Genomic DNA, 19,700 nt, shown 5'->3' on the forward strand with positions numbered 1-19,700 from the left:
CTAGACTCGAAATAATATCATTATAAGGGGCAAAAGCTGCACTGACAATCTTTTTCTTAAACATAGATTAGGCAAGAGGTGCAAACTGAATAAGTACCTTGGATATATTATTAATCCGCTTAGAATTTCCTTCACTGCATTATTTCTACATGTTCAATTGTCAAAGCTACTTTCATCCATTTAATTGGAAGCCAACTATCCCTAAAAAAAATAACCCCTCAGGGCTATTTCATAAACTAACTGTTCTTATATTTAAGCTGAAAATTATAACCAAAGGTCTCTTCCGCCGAGGATATTTTATAACCCAATCCCGGTTTATAATCTAAAAATATTTTATCAGGCAGGGATTCTATGGATTTCTTTGGAACGAAGAAATTTATCCCGTTTTCATTTATTACCGAATCATTTTCTTGCATCTTTTCTATATGAAGCTCAATGTCAGTAGCAATCGAGCAAGTACCTACAAACTCAGCTAAAATTCTTATTCCTTCGTCTTGATCTAAATCAATCTTCGTCAGTTCGTTTAATGCAGGCTCTCTAATTTCTATTTTCACAGTTGATCATCCTTTCTTTTACTTATATATACCCAAGTTTTTATGAGAAAACAATTGCTGGCACATAGAAAAGCAGGCCTAAACAGCCTGCTTCAGAATGTAGATAAGCTAGATGAAAGCCAGCTTGGCTACATTTTTTTATAATGGTTGGGAAGTAATAAAGGTCTGTTGATTTCCGTTCCAGTCACTTCGCTTCCGCGGGGCTGGCGGTGAGCCCGCAGGACACTGTATAGCTTCCTCGAATGGGCCCACGCACGAAGAAAATGCGTTAGCATTTTCGAGGAGTCTTCGCGCCTTCCACTTCAATCAACAGGTTTTCAATAACTGATTTGTTACCTGTATGTTTGGCGACAAGCTGAAGCAGGCCTTAAAACAGCCTGCTTTTCTCTTTCCTTATTTACTTGCACCTTCTAATTCCTTTTTCCTTAGCTCAATTCGACGGATCTTTCCGGAAGTGGTTTTTGGCAGTTCTTCAAGGAACTCAATCTTACGCGGGTATTTATATGGTGCAGTCAAATCCTTTACATGCTGCTGCAGCTCCGCGATAAGGTTTTCCTGCTCAGGGCTGATGCCTTCTCTCAAAACGACAAACGCTTTGACAATATGGCCGCGAATCTCATCTGGTGAGGCAACGACTGCGCATTCCTTAACATATGGATGCTTAACAAGTGCATCTTCAACTTCGAATGGCCCAATTGTATAACCTGAACTGATGATGATGTCATCGCCGCGTCCTTCAAACCAGAAATAACCATCTTCGTCCTTTGTCGCTTTGTCGCCGGTTACATAGTAGTCTCCCCTGAACTGCATCGCTGTGCGTTCAGGATCCTTATAATAGTTTTTGAAAAGTGCAGGTGTTTCAATATGGACTGCGATGTCTCCGACTTCTCCCGGAGCACATGGTTCTCCATTTTCATTGATGATTTCGACACGGTTGCCTGGAGTTGGCTTGCCCATCGAACCCGGCCTTAATTCCATTCCTTTTGTAACACCAACAAGAAGTGTATTCTCTGTTTGGCCATACCCATCACGGACCTCGACATCAAAATGCTTTTTAAATGTCTCAATCACTTCCCTGTTAAGCGGTTCACCTGCAGATACAGCGCTGTGCAGCCCAGGAAGACTGTAATCGCCAATGTTCTCTACTTTCGCCATTAAGCGATATTCGGTCGGTGTGCAGCATAGAACGTTCACATTGTATTTTTGTAAAAGTGACAGGTATTTCTGAGGCTCGAATTTCCCGTGATATACAAGGCCTGTAGCACCAGTACCCATTACAGATAAAAACGGGCTCCAGATCCATTTCTGCCACCCTGGTCCTGCAGTTGCCCATACAGTATCCCCGTCTTCAATGCCAAGCCATATACTTGCTGCAGTGCGCAAATGGGCAAATGCCCACCCATGTGTGTGGACAACTCCCTTCGGATTTCCTGTCGTACCAGATGTATAGCTTAGGAACGCCATGTCGTCACGCTCTGTGTCCGCCAGCTCCAGTGCTTCAGAAGCAGATTTCATTTCTTCGTCAAGATGAACCCAGCCGTCTATGTTCTCTCCGATGACAAATTTATGCAGATTCTCAACTTCGTCGATTCCGGAAAATTCCTTTGTATATGGAGCGAAGCTGACCACCGCTTTTACATCACCATGTGTTATACGATATTGGTAATCCTTCGTCCTTAGCATTTCGGAACTCGGAATGACAACCAGTCCCATTTTTAACGCCGCAATATATGTTTGATAAGCTTCAATCAGTCTTGGTACAACAACAAGGACAACGTCTCCCTGCTTCAAGCCATATTTCGAGAAAACGTTTCCAATTCTGTTTGCATTATTTAGAAGTTCCCTGTATGTAATTTCCTTTTCATCGCCTTCTTCATTCTCCCATAGGATGGCCTTTCTGTCGGAATCCTGGGCAAAGCGCTCCATCTCCGAAACGAGATTATACTTTTGAGGTGCAATCAATTCTTCCCTGTTCATAATTTTCCCCCTTTAATTTTTAAGATAAATCCCCACTTCTCCATTATACAAAATTATTTTAAAATTAAAAATTATAAGATAAAATTTAAAAAATTAGAAAAGGAGCAGGACGATTGCCCTGCTCCTTGTAGCCATATTATTTATTTTTTGATTAGCGAGAGAATCCGCCACCAAGTTGTTGTTCAGCCATTTGAACTAAACGCTTAGTGATTTCTCCTCCTACAGAACCGTTAGCGCGAGAAGTAGTTTCTCCACCAAGTTGTACACCAAATTCTGTAGCGATTTCATACTTCATTGAATCAAGAGCTTGTTGAACTCCAGGAACTAGAAGTTGATTTGAGCTGTTGTTGTTTGCCATGTGTGTTTCACCTCCTTGTGATTATAGAGTGTGTAGAAACACATGGCTTAATACTGAAGATTAACTGGTAATTGTTCACAAATTTTTAACATATGTGAAAATGATTATTATCGCATTTATGTCTTCAAATTATAATGCTCATGACTAACCTAGAATAAATCATCTATCGGGTCATCTTTTCGTTGTGATGCCGGTGTAATAATGATCCGTTCTGTTCCTTCTACCGCTTTTTGAATCAATTCATCAAAATCAAAGTAGCTCTCAAAGTTCTGGACTTTTTCAAGCTTTGGCTTTGTTTTGGGAGATGCTGGGACGAAGACCGTGCAGCAATCTTCATAAGGCCTGATGGATATGTCATGCGTTTCGATATCATGGGCAATATCCATGATCTCAAGTTTGTCCATGGTAATTAATGGCCTGATGATCGGCGTACTAGTTACTTCGTTAATCGCATACATACTTTCAAGAGTCTGGCTGGCTACCTGACCTAGACTTTCGCCAGTGATGATGGCTAAACCGCCCTGTTTCTCTCTGATAGCGTCCGTAATTCGAAGCATCAGCCTTCTTGTCGTAGTCATGGTATAGTTTTCAGGAACCTGCTTGTGTATGGCTTGTTGAATTTCTGTAAAGGGAACGATATGCAGCGCGAAATGTCCACTTACCTCTGCAAGTTTTTCAGAAAGATCGATGACCTTTTGCTTAGCGCGTTCACTTGTGAATGGGGGACTGAAGAAATGAACACCTTCTACTTCAAGGCCTCTTTTCATGGTTAAATAACCTGCAACTGGACTGTCGATGCCGCCTGAGAGCATGAGCATCCCTTTACCACCTGATGCAGCAGGCAGCCCCCCTGCTCCCCTGATATTCTCAGCTGATATGTAGGCAGCCTCTTTTCGAATTTCAATCTGAAGATTAATATCCGGCCTGCGTACATCAACAGTCAGCCCATCCACATTTCTTAAAATATGGCCTCCAAATGTAGAGTTAATTTCATTCGTATCAAGTTCGAATGTTTTATCAGATCTTTTTGCACTAATTTTAAACGTTTGTCCTTGTTTGTGAATGCTTCTAAAAAGGTCAAGCGCAGCATCCTTCATTTTCTCAATCTCTTTTTCCACTTTAATTGCGGGACTGTATGATTGAATTCCAAATATCCTTTTTATTCGTTTCCCCACTTCTGCGCTGTCTTCGCCATTCAGCAGGATAAACATGCGGTCACGATCTGCCTTAATCTCAATATTCGGTAAATCGCTTAAAGATCTTTTAACATTTTTTCTTAACCGGTCGATAAATTTGTTTCTGTTTCTTCCTTTTGTCGATATTTCTCCATATCGAACCAATATACGGTCATACATCATTTTTTTACTACCTCACTTAGTTGTTTTACAGCCTCTGCTATTGCTTTCACTGTTTGTTCAGCTTCTTCTACTGTATTGCTGTAACTAAGACTGATCCGGATTGCACTTTCAGCCTCATCAGCCGGAACTCCCATTGCCAATAAAGTCTTGCTGGCAGCCTTTTTCTTTGAAGAACATGCGCTAGTAGTCGATACATAGATATCCTTTTCCTCTAGGGCATGGACGAAGGTTTCTGCCTTTATTCCTTTTACCGAGAAATTTAAAATATGCGGTGCACTGTTTTCATGAGGTGTATGGATAGTAATTTCCTTGATTTGGTATATCCCATCCCTTACTCTTTCCAATGCTGCACTCATTTGATTCAGTTTTTCATTTCTTTGTTCAAGCGTCATCCGCAATGCTTTTGACATCGCAACCATGCCAGCAACATTTTCCGTTCCGCTCCGCTGCTTCCATTCCTGATTCCCTCCCGAAAATAATGGGGACAAATGGATTCCTTCTTTAACAAATAAAGCGCCTGTTCCTTTTAATCCGTGAAATTTGTGTCCAGAGATTGTACACAAATGAATCCCGGCATTTGAAAAATCAATCGGGACCTTTCCAACTCCCTGGACGTGATCCACATGTAAAATTGCCTTAGGGTACTTTTTCAGCATGGAGCCAATTTCCTCAATAGGCTGGATTGTACCGACTTCATTATTCACATGAATAATGGACACCAGGATCGTGTCATCACGCATTTCCTTTTCAACTGCTTCAGTACTGATGAAACCAAAGGAATCGGGATGAATATACGTAATTTCAAATCCGAGCGTTTCAAGCTGCATCATTGCATTATGAACGGAGGCATGCTCCACGGCAGTGGTAATGATATGTCTTCCTCGTTCTCTATGCGCCAATGCCACGCCCTTAACTGCAAGATTATTGCTCTCTGTACCACCAGAGGTGAATAATATCTCCGTTTCCTTGACCTTAAGCAATTTAGCAACCTGGCTGCGTGCCTGCTGGAGCAGTTTCTCTGCCTGCCCGCCAATTCTATGAAGAGATGATGGATTGCCGAAAAAATCCTCAGATACTTTTAAAAATGAATTTAATACTTCTTTATAGGGTTTTGTCGTTGCACTGTTGTCAAAATAAATCATCTTCTTCCCCCCTTGTTCAAAACCTTAATGCTAACTAAAAATCTTATCATATTAGCTGTCCATTTAAAATCAATCAGGACCCTCTGCACATGCGACACAGTTTATTATTTCCTAAAACATTCTTATGGGACGGATTGTATGAAAAAGACCCTTAAACTACCTCCAAAAAAACAGGTCTCCTTTTTTGGAGACCTGACAGGTTATCATTATTTTTCAGTAAGCATGACTTCAATCTTCTTAAGTGCTCCTGGTTCAATTTCTTCAATTGAAGTTGCAGCCTGTTCGAGCGCCTGGCGGTAATCATAGTTTCTGAAAAACTCTTCTGCTTCACGCAGGCCACGGTCAACCGATGGGTATCGGCTCCGGTATCTGTTCCCGTATTGAATAACCTTTTCGGCAAGCATGACCGTCTCAACAATTTCCTCTGTTGAAGCTTCCAGCTTCTTCACGGTTAGGACAGCTATTTCCAAATATTGATGAATGGAAGGGATATCAAGCGGTTTCTGATCAAGTTTTTCATTTACTTGATTGATGCTTTCATTCGCATCGTCAAGAAGATACTTATAATCCTGAGATAATCCTGGCATATTGCTTTTGGAGATTGTCCGAATCATTTCCGTAATCTTTTTGGAAAGTTCCTTTACTTTCTCCCTTGCAGCCAATTCATCCTTTCTCAAAGCACTAAGCTTTTCCATCAGTGCTTTTTGCTCTTCCACAAGAGTATCAAGCTGCTGTTTCGCTTCTTCAAGCTCCACCTTTATCAAGCTCTGAGGTGTACTATTATCAGTAATTCTGTGGTCAATCAATTCAAAACGTTTGAGCAGCCCTTTTAATTGCTGTTCTACATTTGTTTGGGCTGCCAGCTCTTTTTCAGAAAGATGGTAGCTTTCCTGAATAAGCTTTGTTTCTTCTTTAAGTGTCTTGCTTTCAGTTATCGCTTTTACGAGTATTTCCCTGGCTTCATGTTCAGTCTTGCTGATGTATTGTTTAGCTGTAACTTCATGTTCGAGAAGATCGAAAAGATTATCGACTTTTTCCTTTAAGCTATGGATGCCCTGCCCAGCTATTTCCACATCGCCGTTTTCAAGCGAAACAATGTATTCAGATAGTTCTTTGCCGATATTCTCTAATTCTGCCTCTGCGTTCAGGTGATCGAGAATATAACCCTGGGCAGACATTTCCTTGACCCCTTCTTTTATATCGCTGACTTGACCGGGGAGCGTTGTTTGGCAATCATGCAGCAGCCCAGGTATCGAATCCATTTTCACGGCAACCTCATCAAGCATTGCTTTGATTATCAGGACAGTTTCCCTTGCTTCTAAGTAATTTCCGTTCTCAGTTTTCTCATCAAATTCCACGAATTTCCCCTGGATTTCTTCAAGGGTAGCTTCAAGGCTTGCTTCCGCTTTGCCAAAGCTGTGGCGGTGAGTCAGGAGGCTTTTCTTGCTTTCCCTGTATTCCTCTTTGAGTCCATCAATTTCTTCACGATTCTTTTCTTCACTGCCGACCAGTTCATTCAATTCGCGAAGGATTTTTTTGATTTTGTCCTCCGTTTCAGTCAGTTTCTGGTCGATGATGGAAAGTGAGTCTTTCGCTTTTTTAAAACGATACTTATCAATATATTCTTCAGCATCAAACAAGTAATCTTCTATTCCCGGAAGCTTCGAAGTAACAAGTTCATCCCATTCCTGGCGCCAGCGTTCAAAAAGCTCCTCAGTTTGCCCTGTCATGTTCAACTGTTTTACTTTTGACATTTCATCCAGAACAGGCCGGTTCATAATCTCAATTTTCCAGGACTCATATCTGTCCACTTCACTGTAAAATTTCCGTTTCCTAAAATACCCTATTAAATAAAGAATTATCAATATAGCAATTCCGCCAATTATGTACTTCATTATTATCCCCCTGGCCTCACAAATTCCAAGTTCTATATCCATATATATAAAATGAATTTATAAATGCGTGTATAATGTATTTATATTACCATGTAAACGACATTTTTTGACTATTAATTTGAGATTTTTTGTTGAAATTATCCGAATTAAGCCGATTTGGCTCTACAGCAAACGAAAAACATTACTTTTGGAGGTGTTTTTATGAGAGACGGACATGTCCATACTTCTTTTTGCCCGCATGGAACAAAGGATACTATCGAAGAGTATATTGAAAAAGCTTTACAGCTTGGCTATACGGAAATCACCTTTGCGGAGCATGCACCACTTCCAGAAGATTTCATCGATCCGACGCCATTAAAGGACAGCGCGATGAAGCGCGATGATCTTGAAGATTATTTTAAAATAATTGAAAAAGCCAAACAGCAATACAGTGGCAGAATCAAGATCAATACTGGGTTGGAGGTTGATTTCATAGAGGGATATGAAAAACAGACTGCAGCTTTCTTAAATAAATATGGACGACATTTAAATGACGCAGTCCTATCTGTACATTTTTTAAAAAATTTGGATGGTAAATATGATTGCCTCGATTACAGTCCTGAAACCTTCAGCGCCATGGTTGACCATTATGGCTCGGTGGAAAATGTACACCGCCGCTATTACCAAACGGTATTGAATTCAATTCTAGCTGATTTAGGTCCGTACAAACCAAATAGAATCGGGCATATCACTCTAGCGAATAAATTCAGGGTGCGTTTCCCTGCTGAGAACAATTTCAGTGTGGAAATCAACAAAATATTAAAGACAGTTTCAGAGCATGGATATGAGCTTGATTATAACGGTGCCGGTACGGCAAAACCTTTGTGCCGTGAACCGTATCCACCTGACTGGGTAATCAAGCAGGCAATTACTCTAGGGATACCCTTAGTGTATGGATCTGATGCACATCAGGCAAAGGAGCTTGGCCAGGGGCTGGGCAGAATGATGCTATAAATAGGAAAACCGGCGTTTATGCCGGTTTTCTCTTAATTATATAAGATTCTTGTAAGATCCCTTTTATAAAAGATAAGACTTCGAAAAAGAGTTTATATATTTATTAATATTTTTTGCTGCTCCAGCTGTTCCACGCAGATTGTTCCTTTTATCCACTGGGATATTTCCTTACTGTACTTATCGGCAAAGTATTGTTCATGCGGCAGAATATGGAGAACTTCGGTCACATAATGAGTATTTAAAAACGGCATTGAAAGCAAAGACTTTAGCTGTAAAATAATATATTGGATAGACAGGTTCCTGAATTCCCCGGTTTCCATGCCCCTTTCAAGCGCCTTTTTAAATAAATAACGCTCTTTCACGTGATAGGTAGACATGATTTCGCGGACAACCTGTGAATCAATCGTCATTTCTCTTAATATAAATCTTGTTAACTGGATATTTTCACACTGAAATCTTAAAACGTTATCAACCATTGCTTTTAGGCATATTTCGGCTCCGCAATCCAGCAACGAAAATGCCTTTTCCAATTCCTCCAGATAGCTTTCAAAAAAGGCAGTAAAACAGTTTTCGAGGAGTCCATTCTTATTTTGGAAATAGTAAGAGATATTCGCTGCATTCACTTCCGCCTTTGCAGCAATATCCCTGACGGATGTCCCATTAAACCCCTTTGTATTAAATAAGAAGATGGCCGCATCCATGATGGCAGCTTTAGAATTTTTCCTCAATCTCCACCCCTCCCTTTCAAAGCGATATCTTACTGTTTACTTTCTGGAAATGTACGAAATTCCCTTTAAAAAAAGCTCGACAAAGTCTCCATTGTTTCGGCTATATTTGATACAATGTATAGTAAAACTTCATGAATGAGGGGGAAAAAGGATGTTTAAAGTCGAAAATTACAGCGAGAGCCGCGATAAAAACTACGATTTATTAATAAAGCAGCTAAAAGCCCTGATCGAAGATGAAAAAAACGCGATTGCAAATTTGAGCAATGCATCTGCATTATTGAACCAATTTCTTGATCGCGTTAACTGGACAGGTTTTTATCTAGTGGAGGATGGAGAGCTTGTCTTAGGACCATTCCAGGGATTGCCTGCATGTGTCAGGATTCCGCTTGGCAAAGGCGTATGTGGAACTGCCGCTTCAAAAAGAGAGACCGTACGAGTTGAAGATGTCCATTCATTCCCTGGCCACATTGCTTGTGATGCAGCATCTCAGTCCGAGATCGTCGTCCCGATGATTAAGGATGGAAAACTACTAGGAGTCCTGGATATTGACTCTCCTGAGACAAACCGCTTTGATGAATTAGATCAGCTAAAACTGGAAAAATTCGTTGAAGTATTGGTGCAGTATATTTAATTTTTTTACAGCTGAACACATAAAAAGCAGTTATCAAATGATATGATAACTGCTCTTTTTATTGAAAAAATGCTTTATTATATGGCTTTGTTCGTATACTTTGCTGCTTTGAATATGTTGATTGGAAAGAAAAGATGCTCACTTTCCGTGCCAATCAACTTATTTATCAAGGATTTGCTTTCAAACAAACCAATTACACAAAACTGCCTATTACATAGACCCGCTTTCCTGCTTGCTTTCTTTTCTTACTGCTTCAAAAGCTGCTTCAAGATCATCTCTTAGATCTTCCCAGGCTTCCAGTCCGACAGAGAGCCTCAGCATATTGTCCTTGATACCCATTTTTTCTCTTGCTTCCTTTGGTACAACAGCATGTGTCATTGTTGCCGGATGCTGGATTAAAGTCTCTGCATCACCGAGACTGACGGCGATTTTGATAAGCTTTAGTTTGTTCATAAATAACTGGGCAGCTTTTTGGTCTCCTTTAATGTTGAAAGAGATCAGCCCCCCTGGCTTACGCATTTGTTTTTGTGCAATCCTGTAGTCTGGGTGATTCGGATCACCTGGGAAAATGATTTCCTCTACAGCTGGATGATCTGACAGAAAGGCAGCAAGTTTTTCTGCGTTATCACAATGGCGGTCCATCCTTACAGGAAGTGTTTTCAATCCCCTAAGAAGCAGCCATGCGTCAAACGGGGACATAACGCCCCCAATATCCTTCTGTGTTGTCATAGCAATCTTGGACATGATGTCTTTAGGTCCGACTGCAATTCCTGCTATCACGTCTCCATGGCCGCAAATATATTTAGTCGCACTGTGGATAACAAAATCACAGCCAAGCTCAAGTGGATTTTGCAGATATGGTGAACTAAAAGTATTATCAACCACAACAGGGATTCCTTTTTCTTTCGCAACCTCCGCAACCATTTCCAAGTCAACCAGCCTCATTGTCGGGTTGATTGGCGTTTCAATATAAATACATGCAGTCTCAGGGGTAATGGCTTCCAATACTTCTTCTCTTGTCGACATCATTGAGAAACTATGGTTAATATCATATTTTTCCTTCATTAGCTGCAGGAGCCCAAAGGTACATCCGTAGACACCCTGCGAACAAAGAATATGATCGCCTGATCTTGTCAACGAAATTAATATTGCTGAAACGGCTGCCATGCCGGAAGCAAAAGCAAGAGCCTTCTCTCCTTTTTCAATCGCAGCCATCCTTTCTTCAAGCATAGCGACGGTTGGATTGCCAAGTCGAGAATAGATAAAGCCATCTTCTTCTCCAGCAAATCGTCTTTCTCCCTGTTCAGCACTGTCAAAGGTAAATGTACTGGTCTGAAATAGAGGCGGAGCAAGGCTTCCCCTAAATTCATCGGATTTATAACCTGAATGGATTACTTCTGTTTCAAAACGTTTCTCTCCCATATTAATCCTCCTGTATTCTTTGTAACCGCTTACAAACCCCATTAACAGAATATGATATTTATCTAAATTATGAAAGTAATTTATCTTCCATAAAAAAAGAAAAAGCACTCACTCCCGAGTGCTCATAAAATCAAACTGATTTTCTTTTTGGACTACCACTTTGTTTTTCCCTGAGTCTTTTGCAAGATAGAGTGCCTGATCAGCTCTTTTAAACAGAGTTTTAGTCGTGTCTGACTGGCCCTTGATCCATGCAGAAACTCCACATGAAATCGTCACGTTTGGCTGAGTATGTTTTTCAACCTTATCGACAAGTCTGTTTGCGATCATGACTCCAATTTCAAGAGGCGCCCCCGGTAAATAAATGGCGAGCTCTTCTCCGCCCCATCTTGCTCCAATATCAGTTCCGCGTATATTTTTTGCAATCTGACGGGCAAGCTGGATGAGCACATCGTCCCCGACCTGATGGCCATATTTATCATTAACACTTTTAAAATTATCAATATCAATTAAGATGAAAGTCCCCTGGGAATCCTCAAGCAACGACAATTTCATTTTCTCATCCAAATATTTTCTTGAGTACAGCCTGGTCAAATGGTCAGTTACAACCATTTTTTCAAGTTCTTCTCGCAGGATGGAATTGGTAAATGCAAGTGTTGAATGATGGATCAGGGATTGCAGCAATTTAAAAGTTTCAAAGGCAAAGTGATAAGGCTTTTCATGCAGAACGATGGCAAATCCTTTCAAATCACCGCTTTGAATCATTGGTACGCCCATTATGGATCTAAAATGGATGGATGAAATCTCATCCTCTGAATCAAAATCTCCAATAAATAATGGCTCCATTTCCCTTTGAATCCGCCTGCCGACATCCGCGATATATTTGGAGGCATGTTTTGAAAAGAAAAAACCGGTACTTCCCTGAAGTACTGAGTAATCATCACTTTCTGAATCGATCATGATGAAGCCAACTTCTTGTGCTTTAAAGGATTTCATTATTTGCCCGCAAATAAATTTCATGGTATCAGTCAGGCGCAAGCTTGTATTAAGCTGATGGGAAGTCTCATTAATCAATTGCAAATCCGCTATCAGCTTTCTTGATTGCTCATAAAGTTTGGCATTCTCAAGGGCGCTTCCAGCAGTATTGGCCAATAACTTAATGAATTCAACCTCATTTTGAGGAAAAACCAGTGAGTCAGGGGAAATCACCTGCAGTACCCCGTACACACCCTGCTTTCCTTTTAAAGGAGCATACATAATTGAATTCCGATCAGCGAGAGAATCCTCAAACTGGATTTGTCCGCTTACATAGGATTGCATTGCAGTCAGGTTCTCGCTATCATATTCTAAATCCTTTACCGGCAAGCCTTCATATCCTTTATGGTCATGTGATAGAAGCAGGTAATAGATGAAAGTAGGGTATACTTCCTTCAATGTAGAAATGATTTCTCCTAAAACGGCGTCCATATCCATCGTTGAATGGAATTTTTCAGTGACACGGAACAATTGCTTATAGCGTTTTTCCTCGGCCATCGCATCTGCAAGGCTGCTGATTTTCTGAACGAAGGAGCCACATTCGCTTGTTACCTTCTCAAAAAAATTGTCCGATGCACTGCTTTGCAAACTCCCATTCAATTGTAAAGCAATCATACCTTCTAATTTTCCCGCTTGATCCATTAGCATCACCAAGTCATATTTTTCAAAGCCAGGAAAAGATGGTTTCATAATGAAAGATCGCTGGCCAGCAGCGTGCTGAACCGCAGCAATGTCAGGACTGATAATTGCCTCTTTTCCTCCTTTTTTTGTCGACGCTTCTAAAATCAAGTCCTGCTTCCATTCTTCAAAACGATAAAAATCAACTTCATCTGCATTCATAAACGGTTTCAGGATCGCAAGCATTTGTGAAAGAAGTTCTGTAAAGGAAAATGAATCTCTGCTGCCGCAGATTAATTCAAAAAAACTGATTTTTAACTTCAACAATAATTCACGTTCTAAAGTTTCTTCCATATGTATCACCTGTTTTTCAATCGCATCAGACAGCGATTTGGATGTGACTCTTATTTTATTAAAAAAGATTGATATCTCGGATCTGGTCCTTTTAGACCAGTCATTCATTTAATTTCATCCCATGGCAAATTCTACTAATTAAAGTAATTATCCAAATTTTAGAAATATAAAACAATTACTATTAATTATATCATATGCATAGTAAAATAGTATGATTTAAAAGGATATTCTTTCAGTTTCATTTCATCTTTTATATAAACTCTTTTCGAATATTTTTTTCAATATCTCTGTTAACCTTTATTGTTGATTTCCAGCCAAGTCGCTTGCTTTCCGAGGAGGACGTTAGCAGAGTCTCCCCGTCATTGAAGCTCGTGCGGAGTCAAAGAAACACTGGAAGCTGTCAAACATAAAAGAATAACAATTTAGCTGCATAAAAGGTCTTATACTATTACGAGAAAACAGCTAAATAAAAATATTACCTTGACTTTCATCATGTTAAAATTATATAATACTCCTTGTGTAAAATATCGCAGCCTATGTGATCAACATTATGTATGTATTTTGTTCCTCAAACTCTTTTGATGGTGTATCTCGTAACCCGCTGCTGCTAGGGCGAAGGTACATGAAAACAAAATACCCATAACTGACCAATCACAATCTGTTTTTATTTTACAAAATAAAAACTAAGGAGGAGTCATTCATGGCTCGTTATACCGGCCCAAGCTGGAAACTATCCCGCCGTCTTGGAATTTCACTAAGCGGTACAGGTAAAGAATTAGAAAAACGCCCTTACGCACCAGGTCCTCATGGTCCTAACCAGCGTAAAAAATTATCCGAATACGGATTACAATTACAAGAGAAGCAAAAGCTTCGTCACATGTATGGAGTAACTGAGCGCCAGTTCCGCAATTTGTTTGACAAAGCAAGCAAAATGCCTGGTAAGCACGGTGAAAACTTCATGATTCTTCTTGAGGCACGTTTAGACAACGTTGTTTACCGCCTTGGATTAGCTCGCACTCGTCGTGGAGCTCGCCAGCTTGTAAACCACGGTCACATCATGGTTGATGGTGCACGCGTAGATATCCCATCTTACCGCGTAGCTCCAGGACAAACAATCACACTTCGTGAAAAGTCACGCAACCTAGATGTTGTTAAAGAAGCAATCGAAGTTAACAACTTCGTACCTGACTTCTTGACTTTTGATGCAGACAAGCTAGAAGGAACTTTCACTCGTATGCCTGAGCGTTCTGAACTTCCAGCTGAAATCAACGAAGCTCTTATCGTTGAATTCTACTCTCGTTAATAGATTGTTCTTAAAACCCCTGACCATTTTGGTCGGGGGTTTTGTTTTTACTTTTGTTCTTGTTATTCCAAGGGTTCCGGTTACATTTTTCGAGTAATTTTACACAAGTTGCGGGATTTCGACAAAAACTCGCGGAATAATGGCGGATACTCGCGGAATGACTATGGAATTTTGCGGGATTTCGACAAGAAGTTGCGGAATCCAAAGAAGAATTAAAGAATTACACCTTTAGCTTTGACTGCAATTCAAAAAACAACCTTATATCCTGAAATAAATACTGTACAAAGCATCATTCCACAACAAAAAACAGCCTCCCTGAAACCAAGGAAGACTGTTTTTTCATTAGGCACTTGCTAACAACGCATCTGCCTTAGTATTTAATCATGAAGTATTTCTTTTTGCCTCGGCGAATGATCGTGAATTGTCCCTCGATCTTGTCTGCTTCACCAAGGACATACGCAGTGTCTGTGACACGATCTCCATTAAGTGAAACAGCACCGTTGCTGACATCTTCACGAGCCTGGCGTTTAGATGGTGAAATTTTGGCTGCAACCAGCAAGTCAACCAGCCCTAATTCATCTTCCCCTTCTACTGTGAAGGAAGGAACGTCTTTGAAACCTTGTTTGATTTCTTCTGCAGTTAGATTTTTCACATCGCCACTGAATAGTGCTGCTGAAATCTTGATGGCCTGCTGAAGTGATTCTTCTCCATGTATGAAGCGAGTCATTTCCTCGGCAAGTGTTTTTTGGGCTTGGCGAAGATGCGGCTCGTCTTGAACTGATTTTTCCAATACTTCGATTTCTTCCTTTCCAAGGAAAGTGAAGTATTTCAGGTATTTGATTACATCAGCATCAGCTGTGTTGATCCAGAACTGGTAGAACTCGTATGGGGAGGTTTTTTCAGGATCGAGCCAAACTGTTCCGCTTTCAGATTTACCAAACTTCGTTCCGTCTGCTTTCGTAACAAGCGGAATCGTCAACCCGTACGCCTTCGAACCTTCAGAAGACATCTTACGGATCAGTTCAAGGCCAGTTGTGATATTGCCCCACTGATCGCTTCCGCCAATCTGTAATTTGCAGTTATGGTTTTCGTATAAGTGGAAGAAATCCATTGCCTGAAGGATGGTGTATGTGAATTCAGTAAATGAAATTCCTGTTTCGAGCCTAGAGGCAATCGTATCCTTTGCAAGCATGTAGTTCACGCCGACATTCTTCCCGAAATCACGAAGGAATGTAACGATATCCATTGAGCCTGCCCAGTCATAATTATTGACCATCAGTGAGCCATTTTCACCTTCAACTTTAAAGATTTGCTCAAGCTGTTTCCTAAGACCCTCAACATTCAGCTGGACTTGTTCAAGCGTCTGTAATTTACGTTCTTCACTTTTGCCGCTTGGATCTCCAATCAATCCTGTCGCACCACCCACAAGTACAATTGGACGATGCCCTGCATTCTGGAAACGGCGCAGTGTCAAGAAAGGCAATAAATGCCCAATGTGCATGCTGTCCGCAGTTGGGTCAATACCACAGTATAATGAAATCTTCTCTTTAGAAAGTGTATCCTTTATTCCCTCTTCATCTGTCTGCTGGTACACGATGCCGCGCCACTCTAGATCTTTTAATAAATCCATTGTTTCTTCCTCCATTCAAAATTTAACCTGGGTCCGGCAGGCTGCTTTTTAGCCAAATAAAAAACGCCCCTGCAATAAATTGCAGGGACGCTATATATGCGTGGTACCACCCGGCTTGAAAACAAATTTGTCTTCCACTCATTAATGTAACGGTTAAACCGGCCGCAGCTACTAAGTCTCCAGTTCACAGGCGGCGCTCGGGGAGGTAATTCATCCTTCTGTTTGTACCGGCTCACAGCACCCGCCGGCTTTCTGGAACATGGACAGAAGCACTACTAATTCCCTTCAAAGCTTTTGCTATAAAGTTAATAATGCATTTTTACCACACAAACATATCCTCTGTCAAATTCGACATAAATTTTCAGAAAAATTGAGATTCGAGCCTTTTCGATTGCTTGTTTATGCTATAATGTATGTGATTTTAGGGGGAATGATACGAATGCAGGAAGAAAAACAGCCTTGGAAAGAGAAATTAAAATCCTTGGGTGCTTTTTTTACGAATAAAAAAACCGTAAAAGGAGCCCGGATTACCTATTCGGTTATCTGGAACATGGTGCTGTTATTGATCATCGTCATCGTGCTTGGTACTGGATTTGCGGGTGGTGTCGGTGCAGGATACTTTGCATCCCTTGTTAAAGATGAACAAATCAGGCCTTATGAGAATATGAAGAAAGACATATACAACTACGAAGAGACATCTGATTTATATTTTGATAACGATGTTTATCTAGGCAAGCTCCGTACTGATCTATACCGTGAGGAAGTTAAACTTGATGACGTCTCGGAGCATTTGGTGAATGCAATAGTGGCAACCGAGGATGAATATTTTTATGAGCATGATGGTGTTGTTCCAAAAGCAATCATGCGTGCTCTCTTCCAGGAAGTCACAAACTCGTCGACTTCGTCCGGAGGAAGTACACTGACCCAACAGCTCATTAAAAACCAAATCCTGACGAATGAAATTTCTTTCGAACGTAAAGCAAAAGAAATCCTTCTTGCGCTTCGCCTCGAAAAGTTCTTCGATAAGAAGGAAATTTTAGAAGCATATTTGAATGTCGCAACCTTCGGAAGGAATGCGAATGGCAGTAATATTGCAGGTGTACAGGCAGCTGCTAAAGGAATCTTCGGCAAAGACGCCAAAGATCTGACTTTGCCGCAGGCAGCTTTTATTGCCGGGCTTCCTCAGAGCCCTTTTGGATATACTCCGTTCAGCAGCAATCATGGAATTCTCAAGGATGAAGCCGGGCTTGAACCAGGGCTTACAAGATTAAAAACTGTCCTTACCAGAATGCATGGCGCTGGATTCATCTCAGACAAAGAGTTCAATGAAGCAATCAACTATGATATTACTAAAGACTTTGTAAAAGAAGTACCGAGTGATAATACGGTTGAAGAATACCCGTACCTCACTTTTGAAATCGAGTCTCGCGCTGTAGAAATTTTAGCAAAGATCCTTGCTGAACGTGATGGCTATGAAGCTGATGATTTAAAGCAAGATGAAGATTTAAGAGCGGAATATCATGCGCTGGCAGACCGCGACCTTCGCCAGAATGGCTATAAAATTTATTCAACCATCAACAAAGATATCTATAACAAAATGCAGGAAACGGCCAAAAACTATGCTTATTACGGCAGTGATAAACCTCAGGAAGTTCCGGATCCTGATGACCCAAATAAAACGATTACGATTACGGAACAGGTTGATGTCGGCGCTGTAATGATTGAAAACAAAACAGGGAAAATAATCAGCTTCGTTGGCGGACGTGATTTTGACAAACAGCAATCGAATCACGCGACCTATACCACAAGACAAAACGGTTCAACCATGAAGCCTTTGCTTGTCTACGCTCCAGCGATTGAATTGGGAGCACTGAGTCCTGGCAGCGTCCTTCCTGACGTTGAGGTATTTTTGAATGGTCCAGGAAAAGCGTGGCCGCACAACTATGACATGAAGTACAGTGGATTAACTTCGGCAAGATATGCATTGACAAAGTCTTATAACGTTCCTGCAGTCCTTGCCTATAAGAACATCCTAGGCCAAAAGCCTGCCAATTTTCTGGATAAAATGGGCTTTTCTAATTTAACAAAAGATGATTATTACAACCTTTCTACTGCCATTGGTTCTTTGCAAGGCGGAGTCACGGTAGAAGAAAATACAAATGCATTTGGTACATTCGCAAATGGCGGGAAATTTATTGATGCCTACCTGATTGACAAGATCGTTGATAAGCAAGGAAACATTATTTTTCAACATAAAGCAGAACCCGTTGATGTATTCAGTCCGCAAACAGCATACTTAACAATCGATATGATGCGGGACGTTATCAGAAGAGGAACAGCAACTGCTGTAAATGGCCGTCTTAAGTTTGATTCAGACTGGGCCGGCAAGACAGGAACCGGGCATGAATATTATGATTCATGGTTCGTCGCTACAAACCCGAATGTGTCCATGGGTGTTTGGCTTGGCTATGACCATAATAAACCACTTGAAAAAACCTATAAAGGCCTTTCATATGGTGTCAGGACTCAGTACATCTGGGCAGATTTAGTGAACGATGCTTATGATGTAGCTCCTCAGCTGGTCGACCCAGCTGAACACTTTAAAATGCCAGGTGGAATCGTCAAAAGAGCATATTGCGCAGTATCAGGATTACTCCCATCAAGCGCTTGTTCAAAAGCAGGCCTTGTAGAATCCGATTACTTCATCTCAAAGTACGCTCCAACTAAAGTCGATGACAGTCTGGTTGAAAGCAAATTTGTTTATGTTGGCGATAAGCGCTACCTTGCACTTGATTCAACTCCGGCAGAGTTTGCCGAAACAGGTGTAATCCTGAATCCTGAGTATATGGAAAGCATAATTGGCCATAAAATAAGAAACCCACAGCAGCTGATTCCTAAAAAGGATGCTTGGTCTAAAATTCTTGTGGCTGATGATAAGCTGAGTGAGAATGGAAAAACACCGGCATCACCAGGCATCAAACTTTCCGGCAATACAATTACATGGGGAAAACATCCTGAAAATGATATAGTCGGCTATCGAATTTACAATGGAAAACAGAAGGTCGGCAGCATTAAAGCAGGAGCAGCCTTAGTATTCAAGGCAGGCAGCGGTTCGTTCTATGTGACCGCCGTTGATATTGCCGGAAAAGAATCTGCACCATCCAATATTGTTGAAATAGGAGTACCTAAGGATCCAAAACCAGCGGATCCTCCGACAGATCCTAAACCTAATGACCCGCCTACCGATCCAAAACCGAAGGACCCTCCGACAGACCCGAAACCGAAGGATCCACCACCACCACCTCCTCCAGGAGATGGAGATGGCAACGGGAATGGAAATTAAAACTTAATTCATACGAGCAAAAACCTGTATCCTTTTGGATACGGGTTTTGTTTTAGAGAATTTTTTTCTGGAAAGATACTGTGAAAATCACGAATGTTAAAGGTGTTCTTTAAAATTTAGTTCGGTTTTTTCATCATTTTGTGTTGAAGAAATTTTCAATGGTGTTATAATGACTATAAATTAATAAGATTCACTCATATAATCGCGGGGATAAGGCCTGCAAGTTTCTACCGGATTACCGTAAATGATCCGACTATGGGTGAGCAATGTCAGGGTGGTATCTCTACCCTTTATTCGCCTGTATGCTTGACAGCCCAAAGGCCATTGCTTCACTCATTTTATGATGTGAATGCATGGTTTTT

Annotated in this window: 14 protein-coding genes, 1 riboswitch and 1 other annotated feature; of the genes, 4 read left to right on the forward strand and 10 right to left on the reverse strand. The window is 40.9% G+C overall.

The genetic code is table 11. The features are described from left to right. Positions 1–236: 236 nt before the first annotated feature. The 6 genes from AABM38_RS18275 to ezrA form a co-directional block, all read right to left on the reverse strand. Positions 237–554, reverse strand: a complete 318-nt coding sequence (locus AABM38_RS18275) for an iron-sulfur cluster biosynthesis family protein (protein WP_423407667.1) — start codon at positions 552–554, stop codon at positions 237–239. 393 nt (positions 555–947) lie between these two features. Next, the gene (gene mbcS, locus AABM38_RS18280) at positions 948–2,531 is read right to left on the reverse strand and encodes an acyl-CoA synthetase MbcS (RefSeq protein ID WP_423407668.1); all 1,584 of its coding nucleotides are present in this window, start codon (positions 2,529–2,531) and stop codon (positions 948–950) included. Positions 2,532–2,682: 151 nt separating this feature from the next. Continuing rightward, the gene (locus AABM38_RS18285) at positions 2,683–2,889 is read right to left on the reverse strand and encodes a small, acid-soluble spore protein, alpha/beta type (protein ID WP_207500692.1); all 207 of its coding nucleotides are present in this window, start codon (positions 2,887–2,889) and stop codon (positions 2,683–2,685) included. A gap of 149 nt (positions 2,890–3,038) precedes the next feature. Beyond that, on the reverse strand, positions 3,039–4,247 hold the full coding sequence (thiI, locus tag AABM38_RS18290; protein WP_423407669.1) for a tRNA uracil 4-sulfurtransferase ThiI: 1,209 nt from the start codon (positions 4,245–4,247) through the stop codon (positions 3,039–3,041). Then, positions 4,244–5,389, reverse strand: coding sequence for a cysteine desulfurase family protein (locus tag AABM38_RS18295; protein WP_423407670.1), 1,146 nt, complete (start codon positions 5,387–5,389; stop codon positions 4,244–4,246). Before AABM38_RS18295 ends, thiI begins: the two co-directional genes overlap by 4 nt. A 206-nt stretch (positions 5,390–5,595) precedes the next feature. Beyond that, positions 5,596–7,284 (reverse strand): septation ring formation regulator EzrA, encoded by a 1,689-nt coding sequence (gene ezrA / locus AABM38_RS18300; protein WP_423407671.1) that lies wholly within the window; start codon positions 7,282–7,284, stop codon positions 5,596–5,598. Positions 7,285–7,485: 201 nt separating this feature from the next. Here ezrA and hisJ point away from each other — a divergent pair, with 201 nt between their 5' ends. Continuing rightward, the gene (gene hisJ / locus AABM38_RS18305; RefSeq protein WP_423407672.1) at positions 7,486–8,277 is read left to right on the forward strand and encodes a histidinol-phosphatase HisJ; all 792 of its coding nucleotides are present in this window, start codon (positions 7,486–7,488) and stop codon (positions 8,275–8,277) included. 92 nt (positions 8,278–8,369) lie between these two features. On the opposite strand, the gene refZ is transcribed toward hisJ, so the two are convergent. Next, a complete protein-coding gene (gene refZ, locus AABM38_RS18310) occupies positions 8,370–9,005 on the reverse strand; it encodes a forespore capture DNA-binding protein RefZ (protein ID WP_423407673.1) in 636 nt (211 codons plus the stop codon). A 151-nt stretch (positions 9,006–9,156) separates the two neighbouring features. Between refZ and AABM38_RS18315 the strand changes: the two genes are divergently transcribed. Then, positions 9,157–9,636, forward strand: coding sequence for a GAF domain-containing protein (locus AABM38_RS18315; RefSeq protein WP_423407674.1), 480 nt, complete (start codon positions 9,157–9,159; stop codon positions 9,634–9,636). Between the two features lie 210 nt (positions 9,637–9,846). Here AABM38_RS18315 and megL read toward each other — a convergent pair whose 3' ends face one another. After that, complete coding sequence (gene megL, locus AABM38_RS18320; protein WP_423407675.1) at positions 9,847–11,058, reverse strand: methionine gamma-lyase; 1,212 nt, start codon at positions 11,056–11,058, stop codon at positions 9,847–9,849. 108 nt (positions 11,059–11,166) lie between these two features. Next, positions 11,167–13,062: a diguanylate cyclase gene (locus tag AABM38_RS18325; protein ID WP_423407676.1), complete on the reverse strand. Its 1,896-nt coding sequence runs from the start codon at positions 13,060–13,062 to the stop codon at positions 11,167–11,169. A gap of 700 nt (positions 13,063–13,762) precedes the next feature. Between AABM38_RS18325 and rpsD the strand changes: the two genes are divergently transcribed. Further along, the gene (gene rpsD, locus AABM38_RS18330) at positions 13,763–14,365 is read left to right on the forward strand and encodes a 30S ribosomal protein S4 (protein WP_335376471.1); all 603 of its coding nucleotides are present in this window, start codon (positions 13,763–13,765) and stop codon (positions 14,363–14,365) included. A gap of 370 nt (positions 14,366–14,735) precedes the next feature. On the opposite strand, the gene tyrS is transcribed toward rpsD, so the two are convergent. Then, positions 14,736–15,995 (reverse strand): tyrosine--tRNA ligase, encoded by a 1,260-nt coding sequence (tyrS, locus tag AABM38_RS18335; RefSeq protein ID WP_423407677.1) that lies wholly within the window; start codon positions 15,993–15,995, stop codon positions 14,736–14,738. Positions 15,996–16,075: 80 nt separating this feature from the next. Continuing rightward, positions 16,076–16,293, reverse strand: a binding site (T-box leader). Between the two features lie 141 nt (positions 16,294–16,434). Here tyrS and AABM38_RS18340 point away from each other — a divergent pair. Continuing rightward, positions 16,435–19,338 carry a transglycosylase domain-containing protein gene (locus AABM38_RS18340; protein WP_423407678.1) on the forward strand — a complete coding sequence of 968 codons (2,904 nt, stop codon included), beginning with the start codon at positions 16,435–16,437 and terminating at the stop codon, positions 19,336–19,338. A gap of 174 nt (positions 19,339–19,512) precedes the next feature. Next, a riboswitch (purine riboswitch) is annotated at positions 19,513–19,614 on the forward strand. Positions 19,615–19,700: the final 86 nt, after the last annotated feature.

Source organism: Heyndrickxia sp. MSNUG (assembly GCF_049532715.1).
GTDB lineage: Bacteria > Bacillota > Bacilli > Bacillales > Cytobacillaceae > Mesobacillus.